Origin of the sequence: Candidatus Accumulibacter sp. ACC012, from assembly GCF_907163155.1 — a bacterium.
GTDB classification, from domain to species: Bacteria; Pseudomonadota; Gammaproteobacteria; order Burkholderiales; family Rhodocyclaceae; genus Accumulibacter; species Accumulibacter delftensis.
On the sequence record NZ_CAJQUC010000002.1, the window covers coordinates 273892 to 286980 of the forward strand.

The 13089-nt window shown below is 62.6% G+C and carries 10 protein-coding genes and 1 pseudogene; 1 reads left to right on the top strand and 10 read right to left on the bottom strand.

Going from position 1 to position 13089, the window contains the following annotated elements; translation table 11 throughout:
• Positions 1 to 175: 175 nt before the first annotated feature.
• Positions 176 to 1741 (top strand): NYN domain-containing protein, encoded by a 1566-nt coding sequence (locus QZ648_RS01755; protein ID WP_291995912.1) that lies wholly within the window; start codon positions 176 to 178, stop codon positions 1739 to 1741.
• A gap of 189 nt (positions 1742 to 1930) precedes the next feature.
• Here QZ648_RS01755 and panD read toward each other — a convergent pair whose 3' ends face one another.
• From panD to QZ648_RS01805, 10 genes and pseudogenes are all read right to left on the bottom strand, one after another.
• A complete protein-coding gene (gene panD / locus QZ648_RS01760; protein WP_169067524.1) occupies positions 1931 to 2314 on the bottom strand; it encodes an aspartate 1-decarboxylase in 384 nt (127 codons plus the stop codon).
• Positions 2315 to 2373: 59 nt separating this feature from the next.
• Positions 2374 to 3219 (bottom strand): pantoate--beta-alanine ligase, encoded by an 846-nt coding sequence (panC, locus tag QZ648_RS01765; protein WP_291995913.1) that lies wholly within the window; start codon positions 3217 to 3219, stop codon positions 2374 to 2376.
• 114 nt (positions 3220 to 3333) lie between these two features.
• Entirely contained in the window at positions 3334 to 4146 is an 813-nt protein-coding gene (gene panB / locus QZ648_RS01770; protein ID WP_291995914.1) for a 3-methyl-2-oxobutanoate hydroxymethyltransferase, read from the bottom strand.
• Between the two features lie 4 nt (positions 4147 to 4150).
• Positions 4151 to 4804: a deoxynucleoside kinase gene (locus QZ648_RS01775; RefSeq protein WP_169067521.1), complete on the bottom strand. Its 654-nt coding sequence runs from the start codon at positions 4802 to 4804 to the stop codon at positions 4151 to 4153.
• A gap of 24 nt (positions 4805 to 4828) precedes the next feature.
• Entirely contained in the window at positions 4829 to 5950 is a 1122-nt protein-coding gene (locus tag QZ648_RS01780; RefSeq protein WP_291995915.1) for a methyl-accepting chemotaxis protein, read from the bottom strand.
• Between the two features lie 348 nt (positions 5951 to 6298).
• Entirely contained in the window at positions 6299 to 7087 is a 789-nt protein-coding gene (locus QZ648_RS01785) for a pentapeptide repeat-containing protein (protein ID WP_291995916.1), read from the bottom strand.
• Entirely contained in the window at positions 7087 to 7947 is an 861-nt protein-coding gene (gene asd, locus QZ648_RS01790; protein ID WP_169067517.1) for an archaetidylserine decarboxylase, read from the bottom strand. Before asd ends, QZ648_RS01785 begins: the two co-directional genes overlap by 1 nt.
• 152 nt (positions 7948 to 8099) lie before the next feature.
• A complete protein-coding gene (locus QZ648_RS01795) occupies positions 8100 to 9155 on the bottom strand; it encodes a 2-oxoacid:ferredoxin oxidoreductase subunit beta (protein WP_169067516.1) in 1056 nt (351 codons plus the stop codon).
• A 1-nt stretch (position 9156) separates the two neighbouring features.
• On the bottom strand, positions 9157 to 10992 hold the full coding sequence (locus QZ648_RS01800; RefSeq protein WP_291995917.1) for a 2-oxoacid:acceptor oxidoreductase subunit alpha: 1836 nt from the start codon (positions 10990 to 10992) through the stop codon (positions 9157 to 9159).
• Between the two features lie 138 nt (positions 10993 to 11130).
• Positions 11131 to 12927 (bottom strand): annotated as a pseudogene (locus QZ648_RS01805) (FAD-dependent oxidoreductase); the annotation flags it as partial.
• Positions 12928 to 13089 lie beyond the last annotated feature (162 nt).

Genomic DNA, 13089 nt, shown 5'->3' on the forward strand with positions numbered 1-13089 from the left:
CCTGAAGCTGCCGTCTGAAAGTCGAGCTCCGGATCATTTCCTGACAGTTGGTCGATCACTTCTCGTTGGCTGCGTCTGCCGCGGCGGGGCTTTTCGACTGCCTTGCGCTCTCGGACCAGATCATCAAGTCGCCATGCTCAGGCGTGGCGCAACAATCACTGGAGAATATGGAATTATGGCCGTAGCGCCCGAAACCGCCAGCATGGCGTTGTTTTGTGACTTCGAGAACGTCGCTCTTGGCGTTCGCGATGCGAATTACGATAAGTTCGACATCAAGCCGGTACTGGAAAAGTTGTTGCTGAAGGGCAGTATCGTGGTCAAAAAAGCCTATTGTGACTGGGAGCGATACAAGGGCTTCAAAGCCGCGATGCACGAGGCGAACTTCGAGCTGATCGAGATTCCGCACCTGCGTCAGTCGGGCAAGAACTCGGCCGACATCCGGCTGGTCGTCGATGCCCTCGATCTGTGCTACACCAAGTCGCACGTCGACACCTTCGTGATCATCAGCGGCGATTCGGATTTTTCGCCACTGGTTTCCAAATTGCGCGAGAACGCCAAATCGGTGATTGGCGTCGGCGTCAAGCAGTCGACGTCGGACCTCCTGATCGCTAACTGCGACGAGTTCATTTTCTATGACGATCTGGTGCGCGAGATCCAGCGCTCGGCGCGGCGGGATTCCAAGGAAGCCCAACCCGCGGTCAGGCGTTCGCCGGAAGAGGATGCGCAACGCAAGGCAGAGCTCGATGCACGTCGCAGCAAGGCCGTCGAACTGGCCGTTGCCACTTTCGATGCACTGATTGGCGAGCGCGGCGACAGCAGCAAGATCTGGGCGTCGATGCTCAAGGAGGCGATCAAGCGGCGCAAGCCGGATTTCAACGAGTCGTACTACGGCTTCCGGGCGTTTGGCAACCTGCTCGAAGAGGCGCAGAAGCGCGGCCTGCTGGTCATTGGTCGCGACGAAAAGTCGGGAACCTACGTGTATCGCAGTAACGGCGGCGAAGCGGCAGTCGAGTTGGTGGGCAGTGAGGGGCTGCTGCTGGTATTGCCCGCAGCACCCAGCGAGGGCGCGACGACGACCGATGAGCAGGCTGAGCAGGCCGCAGGGCGCCGCAAGGGGCAAGGACGTCGAAAAGGCGGCGAGAAAGCTGCGAAGCGGGGCCGCGAGCAGAAGGCGGGCAAAGACGAAGAGGCAGCTGCGACGGCTGCGGGCAGCGACGGTATCGAAGGTGCTAGCTGTCAAGGCCAGGAAGCTGCTCTCGGCAACGAACCCGTCGACCGGCCAACGCTACGCGAAGTGAGGCCAGCGTCTGCATCTTCCGAGTCTTTGGAAGATGCAGAATCTGCGAAATCTGCGGACCCGCTGCCCTTGTCTTCAGCGTCACCATCGCCCGAAATTCCCCAATCGCTAGAAGCTTTCACGCCGCCAGCCTCGGTCGAAATGGCAAGCGAAGTCGAGGGTTCGCCGCCGGAAGCCATCGCGCAGCATAGGCCCGCCGCAAAACCCCGTGCGACCGGGCGCCGCCGGACCGCCGCAAAGAACGCTAGCAGCGATTCGCCTGCGGCTGCGCCAGGTGGTCAAGCCGCTGCTCAGCCGGCCGCGGAGTCGAGCCTCGGCGCTGTCGAAACGGCCGCGGCCGCGGCCACAGCCAGCAGCGACCCTGCAGAGCTTGCGCCGGTCAACAAGCCGGCGCCGCGTCCACGTCGGCCGCGCAAGCCCAAAGCTGCGCCGGAAACAGCCTGACCCCCCACAGCCTGACCCCAGGCCGTGTGTGCTCGCATGATGTTGGGGAGGGGCCCGGCAATGGGGGGAGGGGAGATTCGTGAGTTGCTTGCGCGACGTGCTCATTGACGGACCCGCCCCTGAAACAAAAAAGCCGCGACTGGGTCGCGGCTTTTTTGTAACTGCGCCAGAGCTGGCGCGGTTCATGGTTCAGGCAGCGGCCTGCGTCGGAATCATGCCGGCGGTGCGGACGATGCGATTCTGAGTGTCCACGTAGATCAGTTTCGGCGCGTACTTGGCGAGTTCGACTTCGTTGTACACCGCGAAGCTGGCGATGATCAGGATGTCACCCGGCGCGGCGCGCCGTGCTGCCGAGCCATTTACCGAGATGACGCCAGATCCGCGCTCGGCGCGCAGCGAGTAGGTCGTGAAACGCTCGCCGTTGTTGACGTTCCAGATGTCGATCTGTTCGTACTCGCGAATGTTCGCCGCATCCAGAAGGTCTTCGTCAATGGCGCAAGAACCTTCATAGTGGAGTTCGGCGTGTGTGGTGCTGACGCGGTGCAGCTTCGACTTCAGCATTGTCCTCTGCATGGAATCACCGGGTGTTGAGTTAAAGGGGGAAGGGCATTGTAGCGGCTAATCGCTGCCTGTCAACGGCCGTCTGGGACATCGATTTCGAGATTGTCGATCAGTCGCGCAGCGCCCAGCCGGCTAGCTGCGAGCACCACCAGCGCTTGCTTACCGCCAGCGTCGGGAAGCTGCAGGTCGGCCTGCCGACGCACGGCGACGTAGTCCGTTTTCCAGCCATGCTTGTCCAGTTCGGCGGCGGCTTCGCGTTCGAGCCGGGCGAAATCGGTTTCGCCTGCATGTATCGCTGTTCGGATGTGCTGCAGGAGGCTTTGCAGGCGCGGCGCTTCGCCGCGTTCGGCGGCCGACAGGTAGCCGTTGCGCGAGGAAAGAGCCAGGCCGTCCTCGGCACGAACCGTCTCGCCGCCGATGATTTCGATCGGCAAGGCCAGCTGCCGCGTCATGTTGCGCAGGACCATCAATTGCTGGTAGTCCTTCTTGCCAAACAGTGCCGCCTGCGGTTGTACGATGTTGAAGAGTTTGAGAACGACGGTGGCGACACCACGGAAATGGCCGGGGCGGAACTCGCCGTCGAGCTGATTTTGACTCTCTGGCGGCTCGACGTGGTATTGCTGCGGCTCCGGGTAGAGGTCGCTCTCGGTCGGTGCAAACAGCAGGTCGACGCCGGCCGCGGCGAGCTTGTTGCAGTCTTCCTGCAGGGTCCGCGGATAGAGGTCGAAGTCGTCACTGGGTCCGAACTGCAGACGGTTGACGAAAATGCTGGCGACGACGGTATCTCCGTGCGCGCGCGCCTCGGTCATCAGCGCGATGTGGCCGGCGTGCAGGTTGCCCATGGTCGGCACAAAAACGACCCGCCGACGCTTGCTCAGCGCCAGACGCAGGTCGGGGATAGGGGAGTGAATCTGCATACGCTTGCTGGACCTCTTGTGAAACTCCGAAAAAACGCTTCGCCTGCCGATGGTTTTTCTGTCGCTGCCGCGTGCAGCCATCCCTTGTTGGCCCCTGCGCTGCCACGACTGCAGTCAGTAGCAGTGTTCGGGCCCCGGAAAACTGCTCTCCTTGACGGCAGCCACGTAGGCGGCGACGGCGGCGGCGATGGACGTCTGACCGGCCATGAAATTCTTCACGAAGCGCGCCTTCCTGCCGGCCGAAATATCGAGCATGTCGTGCAGGACCAGCACCTGCCCCGAGCATTCCCGGCTGGCACCGATGCCGATGGTCGGGATGGCGAGGCTGGAAGTGAGCTTGGCGGCCAGCGCCTCGGGGATGGCTTCGAGGACGATCAGCGTCGCGCCAGCCTCTTGCTGGGCGAGGGCGTCGGCCTGCAGCCGGGCGGCCCCGGAATCGTCTTTTCCCTGCACGCGGTAGCCACCAATCTGGTGTACCGATTGCGGGGTGAGCCCGACGTGGCCGCAGACGGGAATGCCTCGGCTGCTAAGGAAGCGCGTCGTTTCCGCCATCTCGGCACCGCCTTCGAGCTTGACCATCTGCGCGCCAGCGGTCATCAGGGTGACGGCGTTGCGTAGCGCTTGCTGCGGGCTTTCCTGGAAGCTGCCGAAAGGCATGTCGGCGATTATCAAAGCGCGCTGGCTGCCGCGCACGACGCTGGCGGTGTGGTAGGCGATGTCGGTCAGCGTTACTGCGAGCGTCGACTCGCGCCCTTGCAGGACCATGCCGAGCGAGTCGCCAATCAGTAGTGCATCGACGTCGGCAGCGTCGCAAAGCTGCGCAAAGCTCGCGTCATAACACGTGAGCATGGCGATTTTTTCGCCGTTGGCACGCATTTTGGCGAGGTCGACGTGTGTGCGTCTGCGCGTCGCGACATGGGTGGACATGGGTTTACTCTCCCCGGTTGAAATACTCGCGGTGTCCGCGCATCGATTCGATGCGCTTGACGAGTAGTTGAAAATCGTCGTCGGAGTCGACGAAGTTGATGTTTTCGGAGTTCACCACCATGACCGGCGCTGCGTCGTAGTTGTGGAAGAAGCGCATATAGCTTTCCGCAAGAACCGTCAGATAGGCGTCAGCGATCCGCCGTTCCATGTCGATGCCGCGTTTCCGGACGCGGGCGATCAGCGTTTCCGGCTTGGCCTGCAGATAGATCACCAGATCCGGTGGCTTCGCTGCGGGTGAAAGCTGTTCGTAGATTCTGCGGTACAGCCCGTATTCGTCTTCACTGAGCGTCAGCAGCGCGAACAGCGGATCCTTTTCGAGCAGGTAGTCGGCAACCACCGGGCGAGCGGAGAAATCGGCTTGCGACAGCTCGCGTAGCTTGTCGAGGCGCTGAAACAGAAAGAACAACTGCGTCTGCAGGGCAAAGTGCTGCTGGTCCTGATAAAAGCGACTCAGGAAGGGGTTCAGCTCGGGTTGTTCGAGCAGCATTTGCGCGTCGATATACGTACCGAGACGGCGCGCAAGACTCGTCTTGCCGGCGCCGATTGGGCCCTCGACCACGATGTGGCGGGCTGCGGTCAGGGTATTTCGTGCAGACATGAAGTGACGGCAATTGCTGCCGGGTCAGGGTTCCACGAAAAGAGTATCGGGTCGGGCTTCGCCAGCCTGGGCCATTCGTTCGAGGCCAAGCAGCACGGCCATGCTGGCAGTTTCCATTTGCTCGACAGCGTCCAAGCCGCCAGCGAAGTCGCCCGCACAACGCGCTTCGACGGCTAGGCGACCATGTCGGTGAACATCGACATGCGGCGTTTCGATTGCCCGGTAAGCATCGAGCTGCGTGCAGTAACGCTTTCCGTCGCCCGCATAGTACCACTGGCCCAGACGGCAGTCGGTATGCGAGGCGAAGTCTTTGGCGTTCTTGGCCGTGGCACTCATGAACACCTGATAGACGTCGAACTTGAAGAGCAGATGGTCGATCTTGGCGAGTTCGACAAAACTGCGCAGGGCGGCCGTGGCAATGGTTCGTTCCATTTGCCTGGCGAGACCGGTAATGCCACCGATTGCGGTCGATGCCTGCCGCCCCTGCTCACTGAAGGAATCAGATTGCTCGGCCAGATGGCTGATACTGCTCTGCGCCGAAACGGTCTCACCCTGGATATTGCTGACCAGGCGCGAGATGTCGCTGGTGGCCTGTGTTGTCCGGTCGGCGAGCTTGCGGACTTCGTCGGCGACGACAGCGAAACCGCGGCCGGCTTCACCCGCACGCGCCGCTTCGATGGCGGCGTTGAGTGCCAGGAGGTTGGTTTGGTCGGCAATCTCCTTGATCAGCTGGACGATGCCGCCGATTTTTTCGGTACTGCCTTGCAGGCTGAGCACTTTTTCCAGCGCGCTGCGCGAGTCGCCAGCGAGCTGGTTCAATTCCGTGCTGATGGCGGTTACCGATTCGCGGCTGCGCGCGGCAATGCCGGCGGCAGCGAGCGTGTCTCTCTTCTCGTCGCGCAGGCGATGAGCCCATGCGGCGAGGGTCTGTTGCGACTCCGCCAGCGATTGCCGATAGGACTGGAAGGAAAGGAATAGCCGCTGCACCTCCCGGCTGCGCATTTCGCTGGCTGCCGCGGCTTGCAGGCAGTCGTCGCGAGCGGCGTGTGCCGACGCCAGTTGCTCGCGCAGCTCCTGATTCTGCTGCTCAAGCTCGCCGAGGCGCCCCTCAAGGCTGCGGATTTTTCCCCCGCTTCCGAAAATCATTCCGTTCTCCCGCTAACGGTCATGACACGTGGAGACACCCAAAATTATGAAAGTCATGACCGTTTCCCTCTTCCCCAGCCCTTCTCCCGCGAGTGGAGAAGGGCGTTTCGTGAGTCGCGTGCGCGACTTTCAGATATGCAGTGGCTGATGGTCGTGGTTGCGTGGTGAAAAAAGCCAGGCAAGTCAAACGGCGTCTAGGATACACAGGGCAGCGGCGCGATGGTCGAATTTGCGCCCGCAGACCAGAAAAAACACAAAAGTCGCGAGTCATGGCCAGGAACGGAGCCTTCCTTCGCTCCTCCCGATGGTAGGCGCTCGGTAACCGAGAAAGGGGCCTGGCCACGCCGCTCAGCGTCCCCTGACCACGAAAGGCTCGGCCAAGGCTGCGCGCACTGAATCATCAAGGTTCGTCGCCTGCTCAAAATTGGCATTCCAGAGATCGGCGTTGCTGAAGTCGGCCGAGTCGAGGTTGGCGCCTTTGAACAGCGCATGCCGCAAGGTCGCGCCGGCGAGGCGGGTGCCCTTGAGCGTGCTGTTCGAGAGATCGGCGCTATCCATGGCGGCGCCGGTCAGGTCGGCGCCGGAGAGGTCCGTGCCGACCAGTCGTGCATCCAAAAAAACGCCACGCAAGGCATTGCAGTTGCGGATTGAGCCACCGCTGAGGTCAATCCCTTCCATCAGGATGTCCTTCAGATAAGCACCGGAGAAATCGGCGCCTGGCGCTTGCGTGTTGATGAAGTTGGCGCCAAACAAATTGGCGCGCTGCAGCTTGCTTTTGCTGAGGTTGGCGTCGTCAAAAATGGCATGAAAAAGGTCGGCGTCGCGAAGGTCGGCAGCGCTCAGATTGGCGGCAGTGAAATTTGCCCACTTGGCGTTGCTGCCGCGCAAGTCGGCGTCGCGAAGATCGGCCTGACTAAAGTCCGTGCTTTCCATCCGTGCGCCCGCCAGACGCGCGCCGCGCAGCTTCTTGCCGGACAGCTTCTGGCGCGAGAAGTCGCACTGTGAGAGATCGGTCGCCGCTTGCGGATCGGCGCAGTCGCCGATGGGCAGGGCGTCCGCTGCGCCGACAGGAGCGACGATCGCGAGCGCCAGAGCGGCGCATGCCGAGACTACCGGGAACGCCGAGAGCCGCTTCATCAGTGGCTGGTGCTCACGGCGCTGCAGGCCATGCGCTCGCCCAGGCGGACTGTGCCGCCCGGTGCCCAGGCGGGATTGAAGCTCAGCAGATCTTTCGGGAACAGCATTACGACCGTCGAACCGAGCAGGAAGCGCCCCATTTCCTCGCCTTTCGTAAGCAGGATTTTCTGCCCATCGTAAGGCCAGTCGCGAATTTTTCCGCTGCGCGGCGGGTTGACTCGGCCGTGCCAGACAGTGGCCATGCTGCCGACGATGGTCGCCCCGACGAGGACCAGAATGAAGCTGCCGAACTCGCCTTCGAAAACGCAGACCACGCGTTCGTTGCGCGCGAACAGCCCGGGTACGCCGCGCGCCGTCGCCGGATTGACCGAAAACAGCTCGCCAGGAACGTGAATCATGCGCTTCAGTCGCCCGTCGACCGGCATGTGAATGCGGTGATAGTCGCGCGGGCTGAGGTAGAGTGTCGCGAACGCGCCATCGGCGAAGCCGGCCGCCAGTTGGGCGTCGCCACCGACCAGCGCTGTCGTCGAGTATTGGTGGCCCTTGGCTTGAAAGATCTGCTCACCTTCGATACGCCCGAACTGGCTGATCGCGCCGTCGACCGGGCACAGGAAGTCCGCATTGGCCAGCGGACGGGCGTCGGCGCGCAGCGCGCGCGTAAAGAAGTCGTTGAAGGTCTTGTAGCTGGCGGGGTCTGGATCGGCGGCTTCGCTCAAATCGACTCGGTAACGCTTTACGAACCAGCGGATGACCCGGGTGGTGAGCTCGCCCGCTTGCGCGCCGGCGAAGCTGCCGGCGATGGTGGTAAGGGCCTGCTTGGGCAGCAGGTACTGGGCTGATACGGCGAGACGATCGGACACGAGTGCGCCAGCGAAATGGACAAGCCGCGATTATAACGGCTGGGCAGGGTGACAGCAGTGCGCACTTGTTCGGTCGCGCAGGCGGCAGCAATGACGGTGGCTGGGGGATGCTTGCCTAAGGTCTCCTCAACAATGAAACACGACACTGGCACTCAGCGCAGCGAGGCGTTGATCTTCTCGAGTGCGGCTGAGCCGGGGCAGAGTTCAGCGGCACTCAGCGTGTTCAGGGCCTGTTCCACAGTGTTGATCTGCTGGTGCAGGTCGCAGGCATCGTTGTCTACGTAGAGCAGGCCGGTGACCACTTCGCCGCGCGCGGCGTGCTCCTGGACGTAGGCCATGGCGCGCACCCGGTCGCCGGGGTCGTACTCGGCGTGCAGCTTGCGCAGGCGGAGGATCGAGCCGTCGTGCTGGCGGATATCGATGACTTCGCCTTCGCCGTACTCGGTGGTGATTTCCTCGCGTTGCGGGAAGAAGTCCAGCCGGTTGACTGCTTCATTATGCTCGCGCACGTAGTCGTAGCTCTTGGTGCTTCCGGAATGGTTGTTGAAGGCGATGCACGGCGAGACGACATCGATGACCGCCGCGCCGGGATGCGCCATCGCTCCGCGGATCAGTGGCACCAGCTGCGCCTTGTCACCCGAGAAGCTGCGCCCGATATAGGTCGCGCCCATCACCAGCGCCAGGCTGGCGAGGTCGATCGGGGTGTCGTTGTTGGCCAGTCCGCGTTTCGACTTCGAGCCTTTGTCCGCGGTGGCCGAGAACTGCCCTTTGGTGAGCCCATAGACACCGTTGTTTTCGACGATGTAGGTCATGTTGACACCGCGGCGCAGGACGTGCGCAAACTGGCCGAGGCCGATCGACGCCGAATCGCCGTCGCCCGAAACGCCGAGGTAGATCAGCTCGCGGTTGGCCAGGTTGGCGCCGGTGAGCACCGATGGCATGCGCCCGTGCACGGTGTTGAAGCCATGCGAGTTGCCGAGAAAGTAGTCCGGCGTTTTCGATGAGCAGCCAATGCCCGAGAGCTTGGCGACGCGGTGTGGCTCGATGTCGAGTTCCCAGCAGGCCTGGATGATTGCTGCCGAGATCGAGTCGTGACCGCAACCGGCACAAAGCGTCGATATCTTGCCTTCGTAGTCGCGACGGGTGTAGCCGACGCGGTTCTTGGCGAGCGTCGGATGGTGTAGTTTGGGTTTGGCGAGGTAGGTCATGTCAGGCCACTCTGTCTTTTAGAGGATGCACGTTGAGGCGCGCGACGCGGTTGGCAATCTCCTGCGTAATGAAGCGCGCGGTGATTGGCGTGCCGTCGTAATGGACGACCGTTACCAGACTATGCGGCTCTACGCCGGCCTCGTTGATCAGCAGGGTGCTCAACTGCCCGTCCATGTTCTGCTCGAAAACGAAGACCTTGCTGTGCGCAGCGATGAAGTCGGCAATCTCGTTCTGGAAGGGGAAAGCGCGCACGCGCAGGGCATTGAGATAGATCCCGTCTTCGGCCAGGGTGTCGAGTGCTTCGTGCATCGCCGGACTGGTCGATCCGTAGAAGATGACGGCGAAGCGCGCCGGGTATTTGGCCGCGGTGAGCACCGGCAGCGGCACCAGCGACTTGGCGGTTTCGAACTTGCGCCGCAGTCGCTGCATGTTGTCGACGTAGTCCGGGCCCGCTTCGGAGTAGCCGGCGTAAGCGTTCTTGGTCGTGCCGCGGGTAAAATAGCCGCCCTTGGTGGGGTGCGTTCCCGGATAGGTGCGGTAGGTAATGCCATCGCCGTCAACATCGAGGTAGCGGCCGAAGTCGGTGCCGGCGTCGAGTGCGTCGTGGGTCATCACTTTGCCGCGGTCATATTCGACGCTGTCGTCCCAGGCGAAAGGGCGGCAAAGGCGCTGGTTCATGCCGATGTCGAGGTCGCTCATGACGAAAACTGGCGTCTGAAGGCGCTCGGCGAGGTCGAGCGCCTGCGCTGACAATTCGAAGCACTCGTAGGGATCTTCCGGAAACAGCAGCACGTGGCGGGTGTCACCGTGCGAGGCGTAAGCGCAGGCGAGGATGTCGGATTGCTGCGTGCGTGTCGGCATGCCGGTGGAGGGGCCGCCCCGCTGGACGTTGATCAGCACCGCCGGGATTTCCGCGAAGAAGGCAAGGCCGATGAACTCGGACATCAGCGAGATGCCGGGTCCCGAGGTCGCGGTGAAGGCGCGCGCACCGTTCCAGCCGGCACCGACGACCATGCCGATCGATGCCAGTTCGTCCTCGGCCTGTACCACGGCGCAGCGCTGCTGGCCGGTCGCCGGGTCGACGCGCAATTTCTGCGTGAAGCGGATGAAGGCCTCGGCGACTGACGACGACGGGGTGATCGGATACCACGCACAGACCGTGGCCCCGCCATAGACGCAGCCCAGAGCCGCGGCGGTGTTGCCATCGACAAAAATGTGGTCGCCAACCTTGTCGCGGCGCTCGACTTTGAGTCCGATCGGCTTGAGGTGTTCGCGCGCGTAATCGCGGCCGACCGCGAGTGCCTGGACGTTGGCATCGAGCAGCTTCTCCTTGCCTTTGAACTGCTGGGCAAAGAGTTTCTCGATTTCGCCCGCTTCGATGTCGAGCAAATGCGCCAGAGCGCCCACGTAGATGATGTTCTTGAACAGTTGCCGCTGCCGCGGGTCGCTGTAAGCGTTGTTGCAGAGCTCGGTGAGTGGCATGCCGATGACGTGGATGTCATCTCGCGAGCGCGAGCGGGGCAGCGGTCGGGAATTGTCGTAGAACAGGTAGCCGCCGGTTTCGACTTCCCGGACATCCTGGTCCCAGGTCTGCGGGTTCATGGCCACCATCATATCGACACCGCCGCGCCGACCCAGGTAGCCGCGTTCGGTGACGCGCACTTCGAACCAGGTCGGCAGTCCCTGGATATTCGACGGGAAGATGTTGCGCGGCGATACCGGTACTCCCATGCGCAGGATGGCGCGCGCGACAAGTTCGTTCGCCGAGGCCGATCCCGAGCCATTGATGTTGGCGAACTTGATGACGAAATCATTGACCGCTTCGATCTTCTGCATGGTCTTTCCTCAGGCGGTTTGCTGGTCTGGAGCCGGCGCGGGCTTTGGCTTGTGCCTGGCTTTTGGCTTCTGCTCGGATGACGGGGGGCTCGGGGGCTCGGGAAAAGGTGGCGGAGAGCCCGCATTGCGGCAGCCGGGTCCGGCGTAGGTACTTGCGAACAGGAACTTCTGCATGTCCCAGGCGCCGGTCGGACAGCGCTCGGCGCACAGGCCGCAATGCAGACAGACATCCTCGTCCTTGACCATCACCCGCCCGGTCTTCAGGGAATCCGAGACGTAAAGATCCTGGCTCTTGTCAAGCGCCGGCGCGCTCAGACGCTGCCGCAGATCTTTCTCGTCGCCATTGACGGTGAAGGAGATGCTGTCCATCGGGCAGATGTCCATGCACGCGTCGCACTCGATGCACAGCTTCGGCGCGAAGACCGTCTGCACATCGCAGTTCAGGCAGCGTTGCGCTTCCTGGAAAGCCAGTTGCGGATCGAAGCCGAGTTCGACCTCGACCTTGATGTTCTTCAACGCGGCCTTCAAGTCACGCAGCGGCACGCGCAGGCGCCGATCGGCGGAAATGGCGTTGTCGTACATCCACTGGTGGATGCCCATCTTCTGCGAGACCAGCGAGGTCTGCGGCGCGGGCCGTTCGGCGAGGTCCTCGCCGTTGAGCAGGCGATCGATGGAGACCGCCGCCTGGTGGCCGTGGGCAACTGCCCAGATGATATTTTTCGGCCCGAAGGCCGCATCACCGCCGAAAAAGACGTTCGGCACGGTCGATTGCATCGTCGCCTCGTCGACCTTGGGCAGTTCCCACTTGTCGAACTCGATGCCGATGTCGCGCTCGATCCAGGGGAAGGAATTGTCCTGGCCGACGGCGACCAGCACCTCGTCACAATCGAAGTGCGCGTCGGGTTCGCCGGTCGGCACCAGGCTGCGGCGGCCGTTCGCGTCGAATTCCACGCGTACTTTCTCGAAGGTCGCGCCGGTGAGCCGTCCGCCGATGTGGGTGAAGGCCTTGGGCACCAGGTTGTTGAGGATCGGGATGCCTTCGTGCATCGCGTCTTCTTTTTCCCAGGGACTGGCCTTCATCTGCTCGAAGCCGGAGCGGACGATGACCTTGACGTCCTCGCCGCCAAGGCGGCGCGACGAGCGGCAGCAGTCCATGGCGGTGTTGCCGCCGCCGAGGACGATCACCCGCTTGCCGATCGAAGTGGTGTGGCCGAAAGCGACGCTGGCCAGCCAGTCGATGCCCAGGTGAATCGACTTTGCTGCCTCTTTCCGTCCGGGAATGTCGAGGTCGTGCCCGCGCGGCGCGCCGGAACCAACGAAAATCGCGTCGTAGCCTTCGCCGATCAGATTCTTCAGCGAACTGACGTACTGGCCGCCGCGCAGCTCGACGCCGAGGTCGAGGACGTAACCGGTCTCCTCGTCGATGACTTCTTCAGGCAGGCGAAATTTCGGGATCTGGGTGCGCATCATGCCGCCAGCGAGGGCGTCGCCGTCGTAGATCACCACCTCGTAGCCGAGCGGGGCCAGGTCGCGCGCCACGGTCAGTGACGCCGGCCCGGCACCGACGCAGGCGATGCGCCGGCCATTTTTCTGTGCTGCTGGCGGCGGCAGGAGGTGGCGGATGTCCTCCTTGTAGTCGGCGGCGACGCGCTTCAGGCGGCAGATGGCGACCGGCGCCTTGCGCTCGCCGTGGCCGTCCGGCGTTTCGTCCTCGACGCGACCGCGTCGACACGCCGGTTCACAGGGGCGATCACAAGTTCGCCCGAGGATGCCGGGAAAAACGTTCGACACCCAGTTGACCATGTAGGCCTCGCTGTAGTGGCCAGCAGCGATCAAGCGAATGTATTCGGGAACAGGCGTATGGGCCGGGCATGCCCACTGGCAATCAACGACTTTGTGGAAATAGTCGGGGACGCTGATATCGGTCGGTTTCAAGGCGAGCGCATCCTTTCTTCGGCACGAGTCCGGGGTCGCAGTCACCGGCCCCAAAGGGTTCATACTAGCGCGGCAGTGCAGACCTGAAAAGAGCTATTTTTCAGAGTGATGTCATCGAAAGTTCGCGCAGTGGCGTGAGCAGAGCTCGCACTGGACGCCTGT